20 protein-coding genes are annotated in these 22,233 nt (G+C 39.1%); 15 read left to right on the plus strand and 5 right to left on the minus strand.

Annotated features, from left to right (window positions below; translation table 11 throughout):
- Window positions 1-243 precede the first annotated feature (243 nt).
- Window positions 244-537 carry a hypothetical protein gene (locus SHI21_RS11990; protein ID WP_323576827.1) on the plus strand — a complete coding sequence of 98 codons (294 nt, stop codon included), beginning with the start codon at window positions 244-246 and terminating at the stop codon, window positions 535-537.
- On the opposite strand, the gene mltG is transcribed toward SHI21_RS11990, so the two are convergent.
- Together mltG and ruvX are read right to left on the minus strand one after the other, a co-directional pair.
- Window positions 538-1,602: an endolytic transglycosylase MltG gene (gene mltG / locus SHI21_RS11995; protein ID WP_323576828.1), complete on the minus strand. Its 1,065-nt coding sequence runs from the start codon at window positions 1,600-1,602 to the stop codon at window positions 538-540.
- A gap of 85 nt (window positions 1,603-1,687) precedes the next feature.
- Window positions 1,688-2,146 (minus strand): Holliday junction resolvase RuvX, encoded by a 459-nt coding sequence (gene ruvX, locus SHI21_RS12000; protein ID WP_323576829.1) that lies wholly within the window; start codon window positions 2,144-2,146, stop codon window positions 1,688-1,690.
- Window positions 2,147-2,238: 92 nt separating this feature from the next.
- Between ruvX and SHI21_RS12005 the strand changes: the two genes are divergently transcribed.
- The 8 genes from SHI21_RS12005 to SHI21_RS12040 all read left to right on the plus strand — a co-directional run bounded on the left by SHI21_RS12005 (window position 2,239) and on the right by SHI21_RS12040 (window position 12,079).
- Window positions 2,239-4,653, plus strand: a complete 2,415-nt coding sequence (locus tag SHI21_RS12005; RefSeq protein WP_323576830.1) for a response regulator — start codon at window positions 2,239-2,241, stop codon at window positions 4,651-4,653.
- 246 nt (window positions 4,654-4,899) lie between these two features.
- Window positions 4,900-6,147, plus strand: a complete 1,248-nt coding sequence (rho, locus tag SHI21_RS12010; protein WP_323576831.1) for a transcription termination factor Rho — start codon at window positions 4,900-4,902, stop codon at window positions 6,145-6,147.
- A gap of 10 nt (window positions 6,148-6,157) precedes the next feature.
- Complete coding sequence (locus tag SHI21_RS12015; RefSeq protein ID WP_323576832.1) at window positions 6,158-7,288, plus strand: DUF1385 domain-containing protein; 1,131 nt, start codon at window positions 6,158-6,160, stop codon at window positions 7,286-7,288.
- 11 nt (window positions 7,289-7,299) lie between these two features.
- Entirely contained in the window at window positions 7,300-8,367 is a 1,068-nt protein-coding gene (prfA, locus tag SHI21_RS12020; RefSeq protein ID WP_410198823.1) for a peptide chain release factor 1, read from the plus strand.
- Between the two features lie 24 nt (window positions 8,368-8,391).
- On the plus strand, window positions 8,392-9,282 hold the full coding sequence (locus SHI21_RS12025) for a N5-glutamine methyltransferase family protein (RefSeq protein WP_323576834.1): 891 nt from the start codon (window positions 8,392-8,394) through the stop codon (window positions 9,280-9,282).
- A 12-nt stretch (window positions 9,283-9,294) separates the two neighbouring features.
- Window positions 9,295-10,554, plus strand: coding sequence for a UDP-N-acetylglucosamine 1-carboxyvinyltransferase (gene murA / locus SHI21_RS12030; protein WP_323576835.1), 1,260 nt, complete (start codon window positions 9,295-9,297; stop codon window positions 10,552-10,554).
- Between the two features lie 2 nt (window positions 10,555-10,556).
- Complete coding sequence (locus SHI21_RS12035) at window positions 10,557-10,901, plus strand: histidine triad nucleotide-binding protein (protein ID WP_323576836.1); 345 nt, start codon at window positions 10,557-10,559, stop codon at window positions 10,899-10,901.
- Between the two features lie 101 nt (window positions 10,902-11,002).
- On the plus strand, window positions 11,003-12,079 hold the full coding sequence (locus tag SHI21_RS12040; protein ID WP_323576837.1) for a hypothetical protein: 1,077 nt from the start codon (window positions 11,003-11,005) through the stop codon (window positions 12,077-12,079).
- 64 nt (window positions 12,080-12,143) lie between these two features.
- Here the strand turns inward: SHI21_RS12040 and SHI21_RS12045 are convergent, their stop codons facing one another.
- Entirely contained in the window at window positions 12,144-12,893 is a 750-nt protein-coding gene (locus SHI21_RS12045) for a hypothetical protein (protein WP_323576838.1), read from the minus strand.
- Window positions 12,894-13,007: 114 nt separating this feature from the next.
- On the opposite strand from SHI21_RS12045, the gene SHI21_RS12050 reads away from it, so the two are divergent.
- The gene (locus SHI21_RS12050; protein WP_323576839.1) at window positions 13,008-13,652 is read left to right on the plus strand and encodes a hypothetical protein; all 645 of its coding nucleotides are present in this window, start codon (window positions 13,008-13,010) and stop codon (window positions 13,650-13,652) included.
- Here the strand turns inward: SHI21_RS12050 and SHI21_RS12055 are convergent, their stop codons facing one another.
- The gene (locus SHI21_RS12055; RefSeq protein WP_323576840.1) at window positions 13,653-14,114 is read right to left on the minus strand and encodes a hypothetical protein; all 462 of its coding nucleotides are present in this window, start codon (window positions 14,112-14,114) and stop codon (window positions 13,653-13,655) included.
- A gap of 85 nt (window positions 14,115-14,199) precedes the next feature.
- Window positions 14,200-16,104 carry an ABC-F family ATP-binding cassette domain-containing protein gene (locus SHI21_RS12060; RefSeq protein WP_323576841.1) on the minus strand — a complete coding sequence of 635 codons (1,905 nt, stop codon included), beginning with the start codon at window positions 16,102-16,104 and terminating at the stop codon, window positions 14,200-14,202.
- Between the two features lie 122 nt (window positions 16,105-16,226).
- Here SHI21_RS12060 and SHI21_RS12065 point away from each other — a divergent pair, with 122 nt between their 5' ends.
- The 5 genes from SHI21_RS12065 (at window position 16,227) to SHI21_RS12085 (ending at window position 22,101) form a co-directional block, all read left to right on the plus strand.
- A complete protein-coding gene (locus SHI21_RS12065) occupies window positions 16,227-16,928 on the plus strand; it encodes a YkgJ family cysteine cluster protein (RefSeq protein ID WP_323576842.1) in 702 nt (233 codons plus the stop codon).
- Between the two features lie 12 nt (window positions 16,929-16,940).
- On the plus strand, window positions 16,941-17,570 hold the full coding sequence (locus SHI21_RS12070; protein WP_323576843.1) for a class I SAM-dependent methyltransferase: 630 nt from the start codon (window positions 16,941-16,943) through the stop codon (window positions 17,568-17,570).
- Window positions 17,570-17,914 (plus strand): arsenate reductase family protein, encoded by a 345-nt coding sequence (locus tag SHI21_RS12075; protein ID WP_323576844.1) that lies wholly within the window; start codon window positions 17,570-17,572, stop codon window positions 17,912-17,914. The genes SHI21_RS12070 and SHI21_RS12075 overlap by 1 nt, the downstream gene beginning before the upstream one ends.
- Window positions 17,907-18,704 (plus strand): tRNA-uridine aminocarboxypropyltransferase, encoded by a 798-nt coding sequence (locus tag SHI21_RS12080; RefSeq protein ID WP_323576845.1) that lies wholly within the window; start codon window positions 17,907-17,909, stop codon window positions 18,702-18,704. Before SHI21_RS12075 ends, SHI21_RS12080 begins: the two co-directional genes overlap by 8 nt.
- A gap of 133 nt (window positions 18,705-18,837) precedes the next feature.
- Window positions 18,838-22,101, plus strand: coding sequence for a beta strand repeat-containing protein (locus tag SHI21_RS12085; RefSeq protein WP_323576846.1), 3,264 nt, complete (start codon window positions 18,838-18,840; stop codon window positions 22,099-22,101).
- The last annotated feature ends 132 nt before the right edge of the window (window positions 22,102-22,233 follow it).

Below are 22,233 nucleotides of genomic sequence, written 5' to 3' on the forward strand. Positions count from 1 at the left end.
TTAAAAAACTAATAACCCTGAAATCGTTCCAGTCGTAGGACCAGAAGAACTTTATCCAACTAGTGTACATTGGTTTACGAATTTGACACAAGGGAAAAAACTACCATTACCTATCATCTGAGGGGAGGCGGAGGTGCCAGAATGACTGAATAATGGACAAGTTTAGGGGGCCTTTTCGTCAAAAAAGTTTACAAGTTTTTTGAGTGCCCTTATGATGGGGGAAAAAGAAAATAGGGGATACATATGTTCGCTGAAGAATATTTAGCAGTCGTTCGCGAGTGCAGAGATGAAGAAAAACAATTTCAATTTTTAAAAGAAGACAAGCCAGGCGTTGCTATCGAATTAGCAAAATCAAAAAATGTGGCCCCGCGTATTTTAGATATTCTTACTCGTCACGTTTCAATTACTGTTCGTCATGAAGTGGCAAAGAATCGAATCACTCCACTTGAAACATTGAAAAGATTGTCAGAAGACAAAGACATGTTGGTAAGAGATTACGCACGTCGCACTCTTCATGCGACTTACCCAGACCTTTAATTATTTTTTAATTACTGCTGGCACATCATTATTGTTTTCTTCAGTTTTGTTGCGCCAGCTTTTTCCTTCGCGGTTTTTCGCCGTCTTTTGCCACTTCACAACCGCTTCTTGGTGTTGACCATAGTTTTCAGAGAAAAAGTGACGACCTTCGTTTTGGCTGACAAAGTATAAATACTTGTGCGTGGCCGGATTTAAAACAGCATTGATCGAAGCAATCCCCGGATTCGCGATTGGCCCGATTGGAAGAGCTTTTACAGTATAAGTATTGTAGTCCGATGGAGTCAGAAGATCTTTTCTGCTGATGTTTCCATCATAGGTTTCATACATTCCATAAATTGTTGTCGGATCTGATTGCAGTCTCATTTTAATTTTCAAACGGTTTAAGAAGACACCCGCAATAATAGGTCTCTCACTTTTATCTCCAGTTTCTTTTTCTACCATTGAAGCGAGTGTAACGATTTCTTCAAGGCTCATCTTTGACTTAGAGATATCGATGACCATCATCTTCTTTCTAAATTCTCTCACCATTGTCTTGATGACTTGATCAGCGGGAAGATTGGGAGCGAAGTCATATGTTTCAGGGTAAAGGTATCCTTCAACTGATAATCCTTTAATGCCCAAGCTTTTAACGAACTCACGGTCTTTACAAAGAGTAATGAAGTCTTCGTAGGAAGTGATCTGGCGCTCTTCCAGCATTTTTCCAATTTCATACATGTTTTTACCTTCGGGTACCGTGAAGTACAACGCCAGGCTCTTCTCATTAATAAAAGTGTTGTAAACATCCATTAAATTAGAATGAGTCTTGATCTGATATTGTCCCGATTTAAATTTTGTCATCACACCATTCCACTGAGAAAGGCGGTGAAAAAGTCTTGGAGAAGAAATAAGTTTTTCTTTTGCCAGACGAGAATTGATTGAAGCAAAACTCTCACTCGGTTTGATGTAGAAGAAAACATCAGGGCCTTGGTAGCGCCAGACATAAGCAGAGTAATAAACCTTAATAGCTACTAATAAAATAGCCAATAGAGGAGCACCAACAAGAAACAGGATGTGATTTTTTTTCATAATATCTATAGGTTAATAGACGTGTTTAGTCCTTACAATCACGGCCATAAATTCCCATTAATACCAGAGACTTTTAATCGGAAATCTAGGCGCGGATGAAGTCTTCAAGAATAATGGTAGCAGAGACGCAATCGATTTTAGTAGGGTCAATTTTGAAATTAAATTCGGGAGAGTTTAACATGCGCTCTTCTGCAGCTTTTGTTGTCAGGGTTTCATCCTGCTCAAAAAACTCCTGATCTTTAAGAGCACTTTTTAATTGTTGACCAAAAGCGCGGACGTTCACTGTGTTAGTGCTTTCTTTGCCATCAAGAAAATAGGGAATTCCAATAACGACGACTTCAATGTCTTCATTAGAGATCAGGTTCATGAGAGATTTGATGGATTCTGCATGGGATTTATAAATGATTTTCTCAGCGGCAAAAGGAAAAGGATCGCGTCCCGGGCAAAACATGGCCGTTCCGATCACTTTCGTTCCAAAATCGATAGATAAAATTCTTTTACCAAGAAATTGCTGGAAGCGTGGATAGTTTGAGAAATCATTCATTAGACGAGTATATATCTGAGAATTCAAATTCACAATTATCGAAGAGTTGATTACAATAAATGCTACTTATTAAAGTTAGAAAAGGTTTTATAATGAATCGTATCAAGACTGTCGGGACTGTATTTGGTTTCGCCTTAATCGTCCTAGTTACTGTCCAGTATGGATTGATCTCCAGCAACCTTAATTATACAAAAACGATGCAGGAAGTTCATAGGAACTCACAAAAAGTGAACCAGCTTTATGTGGTTTTTGGACTTTTACTTGATATTGAAACCAGTTCACGCGGGTTTCTTTTAACAGGAGAAGACATCTTTCTTAATGTACAGAGTGAAGCTCAAAGGAAGCTGCCTCGTGAGTTGGAGCGACTGGATAATTACTTATTACCAGAAGAGTACAATCAGCTTACAGAACTTATTAGTAAGCGTATTGCTTATGCAGACTCTTTAAACCTTAAAAGAATGAACAAACAGGTAATTACCTTTTACGATATCACAGTTGGTAATGGGATGATGGACAACATCAGAATGGAAGTGGCGAGGCTCACTGCCCGTGGTGAAAATTCGATTAATGAACAAAATGGTCTCGTGAAAAGTTCATCACGAGGTATGATGGCCTTAATGATGGCCGGAGCATTGTTCTCATTGGTCGTGGTTGTTGGAAGTGCGTACTTTGTTTACAACGAATTAAAAGAAAGATTAAAAGCACAAAAAGAATTAAACGTGGCCCTGGCAACCAGTGAAGCTGTTACTGAAAATGTTGGTCAAGGTGTTGTGGTCGGAGATGTTAACGGAAAAGTTATTTTCGCTAACCAGATTGCATTAGCTGTTCGTAAAATGACTATTGATGAGATGAAAAGCAAATCACTGGAAGAGCTTTTTGAATCAGCTGAAATTGACCCGACTTATTTAAAGCAATTACTTCGCACTGATAAAACGGTTGTTGAAACAATCGTGACGACTTCAACAGGTACTAAGCGCACAGTTAAGGTTAACTTTTCTCCCCTTATTGTTAATGGTGTCCTTGGAGGAGTTGTTGTCGCTTACGTCGATATTACAGCAGAGGCCGAAAGTATTTCCGAACTGAAAACTGGAAAAGAAGTCGCACTAAGTGCAACTAAAGCAAAATCAGATTTCCTGGCCAAAATGAGTCACGAAATCAGAACTCCACTTAATGCCATTTTGGGTGTTGGTGAGATCATGGCCCTTACAAAATTGAGTGATGAACAGAAAAAATGTATGGAAATTTATCAACGTTCATCATTAACACTGATTAACCTGGTTAACGATATTTTAGATCTTTCTAAAATTGAGGCCGGAAAAATTGAGCTTAATAATATTCCTTTTTCGTTAAAAAACCTGGTTGATACATGTACATCAATTATGGACTTCAGGGCCTCACAAAAGGGTCTGCTTTTTAAATCAAGATTGATGTCAAATTACGATCACATGATTGGAGATGAAGGAAGAATCAGACAGATCGTGATCAACCTTTTAGGAAACGCCATCAAGTTCACTGAGCAAGGAAGTATCATTTTATCTGTGACATGTATCGACCGTGGGACTTCACAAAAAGAGCTTTTAATCAGTGTTAAAGATACAGGTCGTGGGATTGCCCAAGAAAATCAAAATAAACTTTTTTCTAACTACTCTCAGGAAAATAATAAAATTGCTTCTGAATTTGGCGGAACAGGTCTGGGGCTTTCTCTTTCAAAAGAGCTTGCCAATTTAATGGGTGGAGACATCATTGTAAAATCGGAACTAGGTAAGGGAAGTGAATTCATCCTTAACTGTTTCGTCGACAGTGCAATGGGAGAGTTTGAAAACGAGGCCACTCCAAAAGGTTCAGTGAATAAAAATTTAAAAATCCTTCTGGTAGACGACAATCCGGAAAACCGCTTTATCGTAAAGAAATTCCTGGATGAGAGTGAAGTCATCGTTTCCGAGGCCAATGATGGTGTTGAGGCCGTAGAAGCTTATACAAAAAATAAATACGACATTATCTTTATGGACATCAACATGCCTAATAAAGATGGAATTGAAGCGACCAAAGATATTCGTGCAATGGAGAAAGAAAAAAATCTTCCTCATACGATTATCATCGCATTAAGTGCGAATGCTCTTTCAAAAGAATATGACCGCGCGATGGAAGTCGGTTGTGATGACTACTTAACAAAACCAATTGCCCGCGGAAGATTGCTGGCAGCCGTTGAAAAGTGGCAAGGTGTAGAAGTCCGCAGAGACGATACTGTTGATGAGGCCATCAAAGCAGCGATTCCTGGTTATTTGGAAAACAGAAGAAAAGATATTGAGAAACTAAAAAATGCTTTCGATATTAAAGAGCTTAAAGCGATTGGAAAAATCGCTCACAATATCGCTGGAACGGCCGAAAGTTACGGCCAAAATGAATTAGGACGAGTGGCCTTTTTATTAGACCAGGCCGTTGCAGAACTTAACTGGCAGGATATAGAAAAACATATTGTCGAAATGGAAAAATTAGCAAAAGGATGAAAGTAGCTGTTTTTTAAGGCCTGTATGTAGACTCTACAGGCTAAAAAAACTGTCATTTAAGTCAATTATCTTGACAGGTTTTCCGCCTTGGATAATATTAGATTTATAAGACATAAGCGCCTGCCTAAATAAAACAATCACCGACATTTACTAAGAGGTTTCTACAAATTCGGTTTTCTATTTCAATTCATTTAATAATCAAAATATTTATATTCAATTTTCACCGCAAACAGGAGTTACTTTCAAATGCATCTTAACGATCTCAGAGAAAAAGACATTGCCGAACTTACAACCATGGCAGAAGAAATTCAAATCGAGAACCCAAGTAACTTAAAGAAGCACGAACTTATTTTCGCTATTCTAAAAGCTACAGCTAAAGACGATAAAGCAATCTTTGGTAACGGTGTTCTAGAAATTCTACCAGACGGATTCGGATTCTTAAGATCGCCACTTTATAACTACCTTCCTGGTGCCGATGATATTTACGTATCTCCATCACAAATTAGAAAATTCGGTCTTCGTAAAGGGGATTCAGTTGAAGGCGAAATCAGACCACCAAAAGAAGGTGAGAGATACTTCGCACTAGTTAAAGTAAATGAGATCAACTCTCAGTCACCAGAAAAACATAAAAAGACAGTTCTCTTCGATAACTTAACTCCGTTATACCCAGAGAAAAAAATCAACCTTGAATACCACCCAACTAACTACTCAACTCGTCTAATCGACTTGTTCGTACCACAAGGGTTTGGTCAACGTTGCCTTATCGTCGCTCCACCAAAAGCTGGTAAGACTGTTCTTCTTCAAGATATCGCAAATGCAATCACAACTAATCACCCTGAAGCAGTTCTGATCGTTCTTCTAATCGATGAACGCCCGGAAGAAGTTACAGATATGAGAAGAAACGTTAACGCTGAAGTTGTCTCTTCAACTTTCGATGAACCTGCTACTCGCCACGTACAAGTTGCTGAGATGGTAATCGAAAAAGCAAAACGTTTAACTGAAGCTGGAAAAGATGTAATCATCCTTCTAGACTCAATCACTCGTCTTGCTCGTGCTTACAACACAGTTGTTCCACCATCAGGAAAAATCCTTTCGGGTGGGGTTGATTCAAACGCTCTACATAAACCAAAAAGATTCTTCGGATCTGCACGTAATATTGAAGGTGGGGGATCTCTTACGATCATCGCTACTGCTCTTATCGATACAGGTTCAAGAATGGATGAAGTTATCTTTGAAGAATTCAAAGGTACAGGTAACTCGGAAATCCAACTTGATAGAAAACTTCTTGAAAAGAGAATTTTCCCGGCACTTGATATCAACAAGTCTTCAACTCGTAAGGAAGATCTTCTTATGGCGCCAGCTGATCTACAAAGATCATACTTGCTTCGTAAAGTTCTTCACTCTATGGCGCCAATCGACGCTATGGAATTTATCCTAAGCCGTGTAACAAAAACTAAAACAAACTCGGACTTCCTGGATTCAATGAACTCTTAAGAGTAAAAATATGAAAAAAGCATTAATGAAAAGACTTATTCTTCTGGTATCTAAACAATACGCTTCGATCGGCGGCCAGGCCGTGATCGAAGGTGTAATGATGAGATCACCTAACGCTTTCGTTGTAGCGGTAAGAAAGCCTGATGGCTCAATCCGTTTACGTCGCGACCAGTGGTACGGACTTTCAAACAAACTTTCATTTCTTAAGAAACCATTCTTAAGAGGTGTATTGATTCTGATTGAAACAATGGCCAACGGGATTGTTTCGCTGAACTATTCAGCAAACATCGCAATGGATGAAGAAAACAAAAAAGAAGCTTTGAAAAAAGGACAATCGGAAGCAGAATACGAAAAAACAAAGAAATCAAAAGAGAAGGTAAGTCTTGAGACTTTTCTTTCGATCGGTGTTTCTTTTCTTTTCGGTATTGGTCTCTTCGTTTTCGTTCCCCATGCACTAACTGCTGTGATTGAAAAATACAGTGGGGCCGCTTGGGATCTTCAAAGCTGGCAGTTCCACGCAGTCGATGGAACGATTAAAGCTTGTATCTTCTTAACGTACATTTATCTGATCAGCTTCATTCCTGATATTAGGAAAGTTTTCCAGTATCACGGAGCTGAACATAAATCGATTTCGACATTTGAAGCTGGTGAAGCTCTAACTGTTGAAAACGCTAGAAAGTTCCCAACTTTCCACCCTCGTTGTGGAACGACTTTCATTTTCTTCCTGATGTTCGTATCGATCATCCTTTTTGCCATTATCTTCGCGCTTATCCCGGTTGGAACTAATTCTCCGGTGATCTTAAAGCACTTGTACGCAATTCTTTTCAAAGTTGTTTTAACTTTCCCAATTGCTGGTATCTCTTATGAGCTAATTAAGTTCTTAGGAAAAAATCCAGATTCAACTTTTGGAAAAGTTCTAAGTTACCCGGGAAAGATGCTGCAAAAGCTTACGACAAAAGAGCCGGATGATACCCAACTTGAAATCGCTCTGGCATCGATCAAAGCTGTTCTTTTCCTTGAAGAAAAGTACAACCTGAAAGACGCTAACAGCAAAAAAATCACGGTTGATGAAATCGATCTTCGTGATTTAAACGAAATTGAAAACAGTAATTTTAATCTTAAAGACTTTTTAGAAGGCTAATATCCATGTCAATGTTCGATAAATTAGAAGCAGTTGTCGCTCGTTATGAGCAGCTTACAGAAAAGCTAGCAGACCCATCGATCTACGATCGTCAGAAAGAATTCAAACAAATCTCTTCTGAGCGCTCAAATATTGAAGACGTTGTTATCGGCTATAGAGAATACAAAAAAATTAAAGACGACCTTGAAGGTTCAAAAGAAATGCTTCGTAATGAAAAAGACGAAGACCTTCGTGAAATGGCAAAAATGGAAGCTGCTGAACTTGAAGCACTTCTTCCACCATTGGAAGAAAGACTTAAACTTCTTCTTCTTCCAAAAGATCCACTAGATGATAGAAATGTTATCATGGAATTACGTGCTGGTGCCGGTGGAGATGAAGCTTCGATTTTCGTTGCCGACATGTTCCGTATGTACCAAAACTATTTCCGTCACCTGGGCTACAAGATTGAACTTGATTCAATGTCTGAGTCTGACCAGGGGATTAAAGAAATTATCTACACTGTTACAGGTGATAAAGTTTACTCAAAACTAAAATGGGAAGCTGGTGTTCACAGAGTTCAACGTGTTCCTAAAACGGAAACGATGGGACGAGTGCACACATCAACAATCACAATTGCGGTTATGCCGGAAGTTGATGAAGTTGAATTCGAACTTAATCCCAATGAACTTCGTATCGACGTTTATAGATCTGGTGGATCAGGTGGTCAGTCGGTTAACACGACCGATTCAGCTGTTCGTATTACCCACTTACCAACTGGTATGTCGGTAGCTAACCAGGATCAAAAGTCACAGTTAAAGAACAAAGAAAAGGCCATGAAGATTCTTCGTTCAAGAATTTACGACAATATGGTTAAAGCGCAGAAAGATGAAATCGATTCTGAAAGACGCGGCCAGATTGGAGACGGGGATCGTTCAGAAAAAATCAGAACGTATAACTATCCACAAAACAGAATCAGTGACCACAGAATCGGACTTACTGTTCACAACCTTGATGGTGTAATGAACGGTGACCTTGGTGGAATTACTGATGCATTGATTGCTCATCACCAGGCAGAACTAATGAAAGGCCAGGAAGACTAATCAACACTAGTAAGGGTAACTGTCGTGAGCATTCTGAGTCTTGATCAACACTTAAAAGGCTTTTATGAAGCAGAGAAAAAATCTCTGCTGGCATTTTACCCAGGTCTTACGATTCATCGTTTAAGACAGGATATTAAACTTCACGCGTTTTTAAATGGCGTGGATTCAGAAGAGCTTTTTGAATTTCCTTACCTTCCTCATAGAACACATCCTCTCACAATCTTTTTTGAGAAACTAAAAGTCGGCACACCGCTGGAGTACATCACAGGTTATGCTTATTTTTACCGCTCACTTTTTAAAGTGACGTCGGATGTTTTAATTCCAAGAAGTGAAACAGAAATTCTGGTGGAGCTCGCTTCACAGGAAATCAAACGCAGTTATAAAAACAAGCAGTGTAGAGTGGCCGATATTGGGACCGGATCCGGTGCGATCGGGATTTCTCTTCTTATGGAAGAAACCGCTCAACTTGATATGGTCATGACTGACATTAGTGAGGCGGCCCTAAAGCTTGCTCAGGAAAACTTCTTCAGTCACAAATTCGCCATTTCCAGCATCCATAAAACGACATTTATTAAAAGTGACCGCTTAAAAGATGTTCCGGGTGAGTTCAACCTAATCCTGACAAACCCTCCTTATATTAAAAAGTCTGCCGATATGGCGGGCGTTCACTCTCAGGTCGCAGCTTTCGAGCCGCATCTTGCCCTTTTCCTTGATGACGACATTTATGACCAGTGGTTTAACGAGTTCTTTACAAGTATTCACGAAAAACTTGTAACTGGCGGCGTGTCTCTGGTAGAAAGCCATGAAAACCACCTTGAGGCCCAGGCAGAAATGGCCCGTAAGATTGGTTTTTCTGAAGTCGTTTTAGTTCGCGATTACACTAATAGAAATAGATTTTTAAAGTTAAAAAAATAAAAGGAAGTCATTATGGACAAGTTAATTATCACAGGGCCTTCAAAGTTATCTGGAAGTGTGAAAATCGCTCGCGCGAAAAATGCTTACCTTCCGATTCTCGCTGCAGTTTTATTATCTGATAAACCAGTGCACTTAAAAAATATTCCTGATCTTCAAGACATCAAGACAATGATTAAACTTCTTTCAAACCTTGGTGTAACAATCAAGAAAGAAGGAAACATCACAACTTTTGATGCTTCAACATTAAACTCTCACGAAGCGACTTACGAAATTGTAAAAACAATGCGTGCTTCAATCTTCGTTCTAGGGCCTCTTCTTGCTCGTAGAAAAGCTGCAAAAGTTTCTCTTCCTGGAGGATGTGCAATTGGAACTCGTCCTATCGATCTTCACTTAACAAATCTTGCAAAACTTGGATGTGAAATTGAAGTTCACTCTGGTTACGTAGACGCGAAAGTTGATAAAATGAAAGCGGGTCACGTGACTCTTGCTTTCCCTTCAGTTGGTGCAACTGAAAACCTAATGATGGCCGCAGTTTTTTCTGATGGTGTAACAACGATTGAAAACTCAGCTCTAGAGCCAGAGATTGACGATCTAGCTCACTTCTTAAATGCAATGGGAGCTAACGTTACAGGAATCGGAAGCAGAACAATTGTCGTTACTGGTGTAAAAGAATTAAAAGAAGCAACATACGAAGCTATCGGTGACCGTATTGAAGCTGCTACATACTTAATGGCCGCTCTAGCAACAGGATCAGATATCGAAATCACGGGAGTTAATCCTCGTCACTTAGATTTCGTTATCGAAACTCTTCAAGGAATGGGAGCAAAAATCACAACTGGTGAAGGCTCAATTAAAGTTTTTAAATCGGAATTGAAAGGATGCTTAATTGATACAGCTCCATTCCCAGGTTTCCCGACAGATGCTCAAGCTCAAATGATCGCCCTTTGTACGCAAGTAAAAGGCGCTTCAGTAATTACAGAACATATTTTCGAAAACCGCTTCATGCACGTTCCGGAACTTGTTCGTCTTGGAGCTGACATTACTCTAAAAGGTAAATCAGCATTCATCCAAGGTGGAGAAAAACTAACAGCTGCACCAATTATGTGTACTGACCTTAGAGCTTCTGCTGCACTAATTATCGCAGCTCTTGCAACTGAAGGTGAGACTGAAATTCAACGTGTTTATCACCTTGACCGTGGATACGAAAATCTTGTAGCTAAATTCTCTGAGCTAGGCGCGAATATTAAGCGTGTTGCTGGGAGCGCGACTTAGTTATGAGTGCTGATTGTTTATTCTGTAAAATCGTTGAAGGGAAAATTCCCGCATCGAAAACTTTTGAAAACGATAACGTGATTGGTTTTGTGGATATCCATCCACAAGCTAAGATTCACTTGTTGTTTGTTCATAAAACTCATACGGCAGATATTAACGAACTATCTGGAGATCCTAAGAGTTTAGGTGAAATTTTCCAGGCCATCACTGAGTACACAAAAGCTCAGGGATTGGATAAAAACGGTTTTAGAGTCGTAACAAACCTTGGTAAACACGCCGGACAAACCGTTTTTCACACGCATTTTCACGTCTTATCGGGTGAGCACCTAGGGCGCTTCGGTAGCTAATTTCATTTTTGAAAAATGCCCGTCTGACCCGTCAGTTTTTTTCCACTAAAATACCTAACTAAGTTAAATCTCCTGTGTCCACAAACACACAGGAGATTTTTATGCGTACCTCTTTAATTATCCTTTCTTTAGCATTACTTGTTTCATGCGGAAAAAAATCAAATAATATTAGTAACTCAGCTGATAAGGAAGCTTTCGAGCAAAAGAACTTTTTAACAATTCCTCACGAAGAAAATAAATCTCTTATTCGTGGAAAGATTTTAAACTCACTTGTTGAGCAGACTTTTCCGGCCTTAGTAAATACCCCAGAAAATGAAATACAAAAGAATGATGAATTAAATAATTTTGAAATATCTGATAGAGATTTAAAAAATTATCAGGAAAAAGAAAAAGTTTACTCTAAGGTCATTGTGTCTTTTTCAGATAGAGAAGAAATTTATTTTGTGCCTGAGCGTGTCCTGGTAGCAGATCTAATCAGTGACCTGGAACTTTCCCCAGAGGTGGCACGTGTATTAAAAATGCTTCCGGTTAATAATGAGAAAACCTATAAAGGGGGAGTGATTTATATTGTTAGTGTGAACCACGAAGACCTGATGAAAAATGATCAGAAATTTTATAAGACTCAGACGAGTGCAATGAAAGGAATTAATGGGCAGTCACTTTTGATTGATAGTCATAAGTCCGTTTTTTTATCTGTTGATTATGATTTTTATTTGCAAAAAGTTGCACCTCAAACTTTTGGTGGAAAAATGATTCGTTGTACACCTGATTTGAGAGAATCAGGGATGTGTGGATTGCAATGTGCCTATAAAAGAAATATGCCTTCTGGTGAATTTGAAAAAGTGACTGAGAAGACCTTAGGGAATTTAGGATTTGTAGTGAAGTATGCTAATAAGACAGCTTCAACAAGTGATTTAGTTATTATGAATCAAACTGATAGTCACTTTGATGTGAAAATTGAATCGCAGGAAGTAGTAGGTGATGATTACGCTCTTGAGATTGTTCAACTGGCATCCAGTACTTATTCAAGAAGTGCTTCTGGGTATGATTATACAGGTGCTTGCTCTGGTTCTGAGAGAAATGTTTATGGAGATGTAGCACTTCAAAGTAAGGTGAATTTTTCGGTAACGATGACTATTTTGGGAAGAGGAACAGAGTTGAAGAGAGTTAGGTTATAAGATTGGACAAAAAAAATGCAGCTATTAAAGCTGCATTTTTTTATTATTTAATGAAAGTTTAAAATTATCCGTTCAGGCCTTCGAATAGAGAAGTCAAAATAGCTTTCTGTAATCTAGTTAACTGATAAATATTCGTCATAATAAGCACCGGCGATTTTTTAATCGTCGCACAGATCACCAACTGGCCTTTTTCTTTATTGTAATCAGTGATGTTAAATACTCCACCGAATTCTTTTTCGTAGCTTTTTAAAACAGCTTCATCCATTTCATCAACGTTTCTCATTTCCGGGAAACGCTCACCAACAATTTTAACTTTCACAAGTTTGTTTTTTTCGTTTTCAGTTTTAGCTTTGATCATGTCGTTGTAGATCAGCTTTAAATTTGTTGCACCTAGGTTTGTTTTTAAAATAAACCATAGCTCTTCGAAAAATCCTGAACGATCATTTGGAAATAATCCAAGCAGGTGATTTCTCACTTTGAACATTTCTTCGATTAGTGAAATATTGTTTTGAAGAATCCAGTTCTCGCGCATTTTATCAAACACGACTTTACCTTCATCATAGCTAAGCTTTTCAAATTTTTCCGGAGTTAATCCAAATTCTGAATTTGAACGAATAGGGTAGAACTTTAGTTCGCTCTCAAGGCCCGACAGGAAGTCATCGTTTTTCAGGTCTTCAGAGAAGATAAATCCTTGAAGAGGAAGTGACTTCGCTTCGTTGATATCGATGATTTTTGAACTAGGAGTTTCGTTGTGCTTAAAAGTGCGAACGATGCCTTGTTGTAAATTTTTAGTGAAAAGGAGATTAAAATCCATTTTTATACCTATGAAACCATTAGAATTGCAGTATTTTACTAAGGAAATCGAAAGCTTGGCTAGGAAAAATGTGCGAAATTGCTCCTCTTTTAAAGGTCGTATAGACTTGAATATATGAATAAATTGCTGCTATCGCTGGCCTTGGTTATTATGTCGTGGAGGGCCACGGCACAAGATGAGCGTTATTTCAGGCAACTCTTCTCTGGAGAGATAAATAAGGGCAAAGCGGAGGCAGATGAAAAGAAGTACTCTTACTTCGTTCATACGCCTTATTACGCCCTGGATTTGAACCGCGACGGTGTTCCTGAGCAAATTGTCTTCGTGAAAAAAGACAACGAAGACTGGATTGAAATCTTAAATTCCGAGAAAAAGAAAATCTTTGGTTACCTGTTTGAGAACAAGGGCTACGATTCTGAGTTATTCAGAGTTGAGTTGAAGACATTGAGTCCAACTTCTTCAATTCTGCTGCTTTATTATTATGAAGGAATCAGCAAGTATATTAACTTTCAGGGGACTTCGAGAGTGTACGCTATCACGATCGACAATAATGACTTAAGTACGATGAAAGCTTTTAAAGGGCCTAGCTTTTTCGATGAACAAAAAACGTTCAAAGGTCATTATCACAAACGCAATTATGAAGTTATTCTAGAAGACCTGAATCGCGATGGGGTCAAAGAACTCATTGTGAAACACAGAAATACCAGCACAGTTTTCATGTACAAAGGCCATGGTCTTTGGCAGACGTTTAATCAAAATTAATTAAGAAGCTTTTGGAAAATCCATATCATCATCGTCGTCTGACGATTTTTGATAATCTGTTTTATATGGATCGAATTGGTGAGTTTTCGGGAAGTATCCCACGGCCTTATCTTCAGCAGATTTCTTGCTGAACTTTTTAGAAACCATAATCCATAAACCAAATGGAAGTGCGATTAAGAAAATGATCGGACCTAAGTATGAAGTCGCAGAGCTTGCACCTGCTTTAGAAACAATGTTTGCGGGAGTACGAGATTTTTCTGTCGCTGGTAATCTTTCTGCTGCTGGAGCAAAGTTAAACCCAGCATCTTTTGTTATTTCAACTTTGTTTGCAGTTTCAATATCTACTTCAACAATTGGCTCAACTGAAGGGCCACGTTGAACGTTTTGAGGGTTACTGTGAACAACGCCAGATAGAGTGACGAATGCAACAGTGAAGATGAATGCGCAAATCTTTTTATCCATAACGACTCCAGAGAAAAAGTTCTCTATAAGGCTTATCGTTATGGATTGGTAAAAAAATTAATTAGTCAGGTATTGTTTTTTAAGACTACTTTTCCAGTGCTTCAAGTTCTTGATAAAGTGTATGGATACGCCCTTCAAGAGTAGATTGTGCCTCTGTTAAGATCTTCACTTCAGCGTTTTTTGGATCGGCAAGCTTGGTATAATCAAGACCCGCGATCTTTTCCTGAATGATTTTTAACTTCGTCTCTGTTGCTTCAATATCAGCGTAAGCAGCATCAATCTTCTGCTTATTTTTATTGTTAACAGGTTTTGCAGCAACAACTGGTTTTGCAACTGGAGCAGCAACCGGTGCGGCCACAGGAGCAGGAGGAGTTTCTTTTTCTTTATATTCGCGCTCTAGTTCAAGAGCATCCAGATAAGGAGAAACTTGCTCGTATCCACCTTCGAAGTTTTGAAGTTGTTGATCAGCTAGTAACCAGATCTTTGTCGTAACAGTGCTTAGGAAAGCTCTATCATGGGAAATTAAAATAACGGCACCAGGGAACTCAGCAAGTTTTTCTTCTAAGATTTGAATCGTTTCCAGATCCAGATCGTTGGTAGGCTCATCGAAGATTAAAATATCGCCAGCTTTAGTTAAGTTATAAGCAAGTTGAAGTCTGCTCTTTTCTCCACCTGAAAACGTCTTTAATGGACGGTGAATATCATCACGGCCAAAAAGGAAACTTTCAAAGTATGAGTGAACGTGTTTCTTCGATCCATCTGGAAGAGGAACGAAGTCGTTACCATCTCCAAGAAGTTGGTAAGGAGTCATCTCAATATTTAATTCATCACGCTTTTGTGAGAAGTATTGAATTTGAAGAGCGTCTGCAGTCTTCATCATTCCAGAAGTTGGAACAACGTCGCCTTTAATAAGTTTTAATAGAGTTGTTTTACCAACACCGTTAGCACCTAGAAGACCGATCTTATTTCCTTTGTGGATTTCCCCTGTGATTTTATCAAAGAGAACTTTTCCATCAGCAGAGTATTGGAAAACTAAATCAGCAAAAGACACAAGAACCTTTGTCTGACGACCTGACTTTTGTAAGCTTAGGTCCAGAGTTTTCTTAGCCTCACTTCTGATTTGAGTGACTTTATCTTTTAGTTCGTTGAAATCTTCAACGCGCTTTTTACTTCTTGTTCTACGGGCCTTTACCCCTTGTCTCATCCAAGCTTGTTCACGATCAAGATTGTTTTTCAATTTGGTAAGGAGACTCTGCTTAGCGTGTTCTGATTGCTCAAGATACACAAGGTAGTCAGTGTATGAACCATCGAAGTTTTCAATGCGGCCTTGAGAGATCGCAAGAATTCTCTTCGTTAATTTTGAAAGTAGGTATCTATCATGGGTAATAAGCATGAAAGCTTTATTAGTTGAGTTCAACTCATCTTCGAAAAGTTTAATCGTTTCGATGTCCAAATGGTTGGTAGGCTCATCCCATAAAATAAGATTGGCGTTGCTTGCAAGTCCTAAGCTCAGAAGAATCTTCTTTTGCTCTCCACCTGAGAGTTCGCTGATCGTTTTATCAAGATCATCATGATTAAAATATTTTAAATACGATTCGTAATCTTGAAGAAGATCCCATCCGTGAAGACGTTCGAATTCATCAAGCGAGTTTTCGTAATGATCTTTTAATTCAGGGTGAAAAATAAAGAAGTAATCTCTGATCGTAACGTTTTCGTTTCCTTCAACAGGAAGTTCCTGAGGAATGTAGAACATCGTAAAGCGTTTACTGTCGTCTCCATCGCCGCGAGCTTTGTTAAACTCGAATGGAGGAGTACAATGATCGGGAACTACATCACCAGCTAGAATTTTAAAGAGAGTTGATTTCCCTTTTCCATTCAAACCTAGAAGCCCAATTCTATCTCCAGTGGAAATAGATAACTGTGCGTTTTTGAAAATAGTTTTAGTCCCAAACGTGAGATTAATGTTTTTGATACTGCATAATAAGGCCATGGACGGAGTATAGAGGTTTATACACACAACGGCAATTAATTCCCCGTATCCATAGGAGATTCCGCTAACATGTTACTATTTAATTAGGATTCCTGACAAGGGCGCCTCCTGCGAGGAGAATTATGAATGTCCCGGCCATAGCTAAAAGCACTTTTGAGCTTCTAAGGAATCAGCCAGAGTTTCTGAAAATCACAGAGACGATGATTACACATCTAAACAAAATAAAAAGTAGTTTAGAGCGTGCCCGTTTTGTTCACAACGTAGTTGATGAATACAATCAAAAAATATTTTCTCATCCCATCGTTAAAGAATTAATGCCATGTAAAGCAGGGTGTACTGGTTGTTGCCATACTCAAGTGAGTGTCACTGAGGATGAAGCCGAACTTCTCGCTCATAACATCAGCAATGGTGTGGAAATCAATTACAAATTATTAGAGCATCAATCTCTTGCAGGGAATGATACCGATGCATTTTTTGCGATCCCTTATAAAGAAAGACGCTGCGTTTTTCTCGATGATCAGGGTGCATGTAAAGTGTATAAGGATCGTCCGTCAGTTTGCAGAACAAATGCAGTTCTTGGCGACGCCGCTCAATGTGATACAAGTACAAATTCCGGAGACGGTGCCCTACGTTTAGTTAAGACTCAAGAAGCGGATATGGCCATTGTTGGGGCCTTTGCTCTGGCAAAAGAAAGCGGGACTTTACCGATGATGCTTTCTAAGGTGTTAAAAGCTAAGCACGCTAAAGAAAATGCGAGTATTTTGAAGAGTGTTTTTGGCCGAATTGCAGGCAAAAAACCGATTTCCAAAGATCACGAGATATAGTAAAAATTCCCAATGAATTGCCTATTGTGCCACACCGATTCAAATCCTTTTGAACTCGATACTTTTTTGTGTCCTGAGTGCAATCTTGTATTTAAGAATCCAGAAAACTTTTTTTCTCATGAACAAGATGTTCATCGATACACAACTCATAACAATGACAGCAATGATCAGGGTTATGTTGAGTTTTTAAGAAAGATCATTCCACCACTAAAACCATTTCTTCCGAAGAAATTCGATGCTCTTGATTTTGGATGTGGACCGGGACCGACATTATGCCTGCTGCTTGAAGAAGAAGGCGGTAATGTAGAAAATTATGATCCAATCTTTTTTCCTGACGGACATTTATTAATACCAGAATCGTACGATGTTGTGACGGCCACTGAAGTAGTTGAGCATTTCAAAAATCCCAGACAAGACTGGGAGACTCTAGTGAGTCTGGTAAAAGACAATGGCATTCTTGCTATCATGACTTTATTTTATTCACCGGAAATTGATTTCAAGAAATGGTGGTATAAAAACGATGCAACTCATATCGTTTTTTATCAGGCCAGCACGTTTGAATTCCTGATGAAGGAATTCAACTTAGAACTTTTATATACAGATAATAAATCAATCATCATTTTTAAAAAGGCAGAAGTTTAATGCTTACTATGTACGCTATCCCAAATTGTGACACTGTTAAAAAGGCCCGTGCCTTTTTGGACAAAAAGAAAATTGCTTATGAATTCGTCGATTTCAAGAAAACGCCACCGACAAAAGAATTAGTTAATAAGTGGATTGATTTTTTGGGTGAACTTCCTGTGAATAAAAAAGGAACAACATTTAGAAAGTTAAAAGATGAGTATGAAACTCTTTCCCCTTCAAAACAAATTGATTTCATGATTGCAAACTCATCAATGATTAAAAGACCTATTCTGGAAAACAAGAATAAGACGATTGCGGTTGGATTTGATGAAGAAGTTTATGCAGGATTAAAACTTGGATAAGGCAACTTACTTAAAGATGAAAGAAGAGAGAGCTCAAGCGATTGAGGCGACTAAACACGCCCGCGAGAGTTTTTGTTATGAATGTCATCGTTTGCAGAAAAACTGTTTATGCAGTTTTATTAAACCTTTTGATACAAAGTTCAAGTTCATTATTCTGATGCACCCAATGGAAGCAAAGAAAGAAAAAATGGGAACGGGTAGAATCTCACTCGCGATGCTCAAGAATTCTGGAATGATCATGGGAGTAGATTTCACTGAAGACAAGGAAGTAAATGACCTGATCAACGATCCCAATAACTATTGTATGACGATGTACCCTGGTGAGAAGTCGATCAATGTTTCTGAACATGATGTGACTCCCATTCAGAATTTATTTAATGATAAGAAAAATGTCATAGTGTTTCTAATTGATGGCACTTGGCCTTGTGCTAAGAAAATGATGAGACTTTCTAAGAACATTCGCGCACTTCCTAGAGTGTCTTTTACGGCCACTCACACTTCAATTTTTGAAATTAAGGAACAGCCTGCAGAGTATTGTTTATCAACACTCGAGTCGATTCACTTCTTTATCCAAGAGTGTAATAGAAGAGGAATTGAGCAAACGTTTAAGCAAGAAGATCAAATGATTATTGTTTTTCAGGAGATGATCAAGTTTCAAATGGAATGCGCACTCAATCCAAGTCTCTCATCTTATAAAAGAGGCAGTAAGCTGGGATATTCTAAGAAGGAAGACCGTAAGAAAGCGAAGAAGTGGTTAAATAAAACTCGTAGTGTGATACTTCCGGGGTAAAAATTTCTTCATATCCATGTTCTTAATATTTTTTGAACCCATGTTACTATCAAAAAATATGCGCACACTAAAGTTATATTTACTTATATTTTGTTTATCGCTCTGGTCTTGTAAGTCCAGCGTTGATGTTAAGATGCCATTGACTACCTCTGGTAAAGTTTCCGTATCTAATATTCAAATTATTGATCATCAAATTATTATCACTGGAGTGAACTTAAACTCAGTTGTAAATTTTCAAGTGAAAGATGGATCAACATTAACTTCAACTCAGATTGAATCAAAAACAAATACAAAACTTGTAGCGAACACTTTAAGCAATATAACTTTTGCTGCCGGAAAATTGTTAGACTTTGTTTTGTCAGACGCCAGTGCTGCTTCAACATTCGTTGTGAACTTTTCATTATGTGATGCCGTCTTTAACGGAAGAGGTTTTGATTGCTCAATAACAGCGCAGGAAGGAGATGTCCTGACTTTTAATAGTTCAAATCATAAGTGGGAACCTCGTGCGCTTAATTTAAGTGGCCTTCAGTATAGAGGAACGTGGGATGCAACTGACGTTGCCGGATTTCCATCGGGTGCTGTTGGTGGTGACTATTACATTGTTAATGTAGAAACTACTGGTGGTGGGACTCATTATAATATTGGAGACTGGATTGTTTACAGTACGGCGCTTGGAACATTCGAGCACGTAAGAAATTCAGTTTCAAAACAAGAAGGGGATTACAGTCTCACTCAATTATCAGACGTTGATTTATCAAGCCCAGCTCCGACAAATGGAATGGTTTTAAAATACAATAGCGCAACTTCAACATGGATACCAGGAACTGTCACAGCTGGTGGTAGTGGAACAGTCACAACTGTATCAGTTACACCGCCATTAATTGTTGCGACAGCAACGACTACGCCGGCACTTTCGATTTCTCAAGCAAGCACTTCGACTAATGGATATTTATCTTCTGCTGATTGGAATACTTTTAATACCAAAGAAGCTGCGCTACCTACTGGTGGAACAGCTGCACAATATTTACGTGGAGATAAAACTCTCGCAACATTAAATACATCTGTCGTTCCTGAAAGTGGAGCACTGTATTTTACAGAGGCGCGTGCACGTGCCACTTTGATTACTGGATTTGATAATACTCTTGTGGGTGCGATTGCTGCTGGTGATTCTATTGTGCAGGCATTTGGAAAAACCCAAAACCAGATCAACACTCTTTCTGGTGGTGGATCAAATTATTTAGTAAAAAATTCTACTGATACGCTTTCTGGTGCCGTGACATTAACTGGTACGGTCGATGCGACAAGCTTAGGTGATATTAAAGTTAATGGAACTCCGTTTGGATTAACATCTGCTGTAAGTCAGTCGTATGTGAATACAGCGGTGGCCACAAAACTTGATAAGACAGCAGGTGGAACAGTTGCCGGTTCTGTAAGTCTTGATACTGATTTAAAAATGAAAGGATCGACAAGTGCAAACTATATAACAGTAAGAGCACATGCAACGAGCGGAGCATATAATTTTGTATTGCCATCATCTGGTGGAACAAATGGATATGTTTTATCAACTGATGGTGCAGGAAATACATCGTGGATTGCAGCGGGTGGAGGCGGTGGTGCCGTATCGAGTGTTAACACTCAAACAGGTGCAGTTGTTTTAACAACTGATAATATCGCACAAGGCTCGACTAATTTATATTACACCAATGCCAATGCACTAGGGACGACGATTACTGCTCCGACATTAACGAACTCGACAATCGCAACGTCAGATACAATTCAAGTTGCGTTTGGAAAACTTCAAGCACAACTTAATAATGTGGTTTCACAAACACTTACTGGACTTGCGGCAGGATCAAATACTGTAATTGCAGCAGGGGATACACTACTAGTGGCCCTGGCAAATCTTCAGGCGCAAATTACAAATCAAGGAACAAGTAAGGCCGATAAAACTAACGGTGCACAGGCGATTACGGCCTCAAGCTTAACGGCAACAACTGTTACAGCGACAAACTTAAGCGTTGCGAATCCACCACTTGTTGGAGCAGATGCTGCTAACAAAACATATGTAGATAATTCGGTGACCGCTCTTGGTGTGTGGAATAAAGGAGCAAGTAGTTCACTGAACTACACTGCAGGATCTGTCGGCGTTGGTACGAGTACTCCTGGACAACAATTAAGTGTCGCAGATACCTTCTCAATTACGAATGCATCAGGAACGCAGTATTTATTGATGGGGAATCAAAACTCTACCGGAGCAAACCATCCTGCGATTATTCGTTCTTCTAATGGAACAGTTGAAATGGGATCTGGTACTTCATGGACTGGAACAGGTGGAACTTTTACTTCTAAATTTTACATGAAAGACAATGGTGATGTTGGACTTGGTTATACTCCGTGGAATGATTTTGGAGTTTATCGTGCGAACTCAGAAGCAGTGGCAGACATCATTAGTGATAACACGAGCACAAACACTGCAAGATATCCTGCTATCAGAGTTTTAAATTATGCTGGATCACCTTCAACTGGTAATGCTGGTAATCCTTCTTTTTCTTTGATTAACATGCGAGGTAACACTTCTGTAAGTGCTCCGCTTAGATCAGGAGAAACAATTGGTGCTTTCAGCTTTAATGGTAGTGCAGATACAGCTGGAAATTATAATGAAGGGGCCGCGATCTGGGCAAATGCTACAGAATTATTTTCATCTACAGCTGCTGGAACTAATCTAACTTTCTACACTGCCGGTAATGGTACTAAAATCGCAGTGCAAAGAATGATCGTTGATCAGAATGGAAATGTTGGTATCGGGTCAACGACAACTCCTGCTGCAAAACTTGATGTTGCCGGTGAAGTTAAATTCGGTAATACATCTTCAACTTGTAATGCAGCTAATGAAGGACAACAACGTTATAACTCAGGAACGAAAGTGATGGAGTTTTGTAATGCTACTGCGTGGACTGCATTTGGATCAGGTGGCGGTGGTGGATCGGGTGGACTGACTGGATGCCCAGCTAGTTATACATTAGTCGCTGCCAGCAACACTCATGGAACAAATTCATTTTGTATCAATACGACAATAAAAGCAGATGCTGTTTTACCTACACAAATGTCGGCATGTATGACTGAAGGTGCAGAGCTTTGTAAAAACCGTCAGCTTAGTGCTGCTATGGACTCTCTACCGGCCGCCACTCTTGCTGAGTGGACTAACGTATGGACAGGGGACATTGTCTTTGGAGCTGTTCACAATATAGTAGATGTTTCTACGGCCGCGATGATGGTTTATGAAGCAAAATCTGGCTGGAGACAAATCGGACAAAAAGGCCCTCCAATGATCTATGGAAACTTCACTCCTAACATCCCAGCGAGTAGCCCTTTTGGAGGATTCTGCTGTAAGCAGTAAGCCAACAAATATAGGCATTCTACAACCCCTCCCAAAGTCTTCTACCTGACTGAAATCCTAGAGTTTAGGTCAATATTACCTTCCATCTTTTAAGATCTTAACGGGTTATACTGTAAAATAGATTTATATAAC

The organism is Bacteriovorax sp. PP10 (assembly GCF_035013165.1).
GTDB classification, from domain to species: domain Bacteria; phylum Bdellovibrionota; class Bacteriovoracia; order Bacteriovoracales; family Bacteriovoracaceae; genus Bacteriovorax; species Bacteriovorax antarcticus.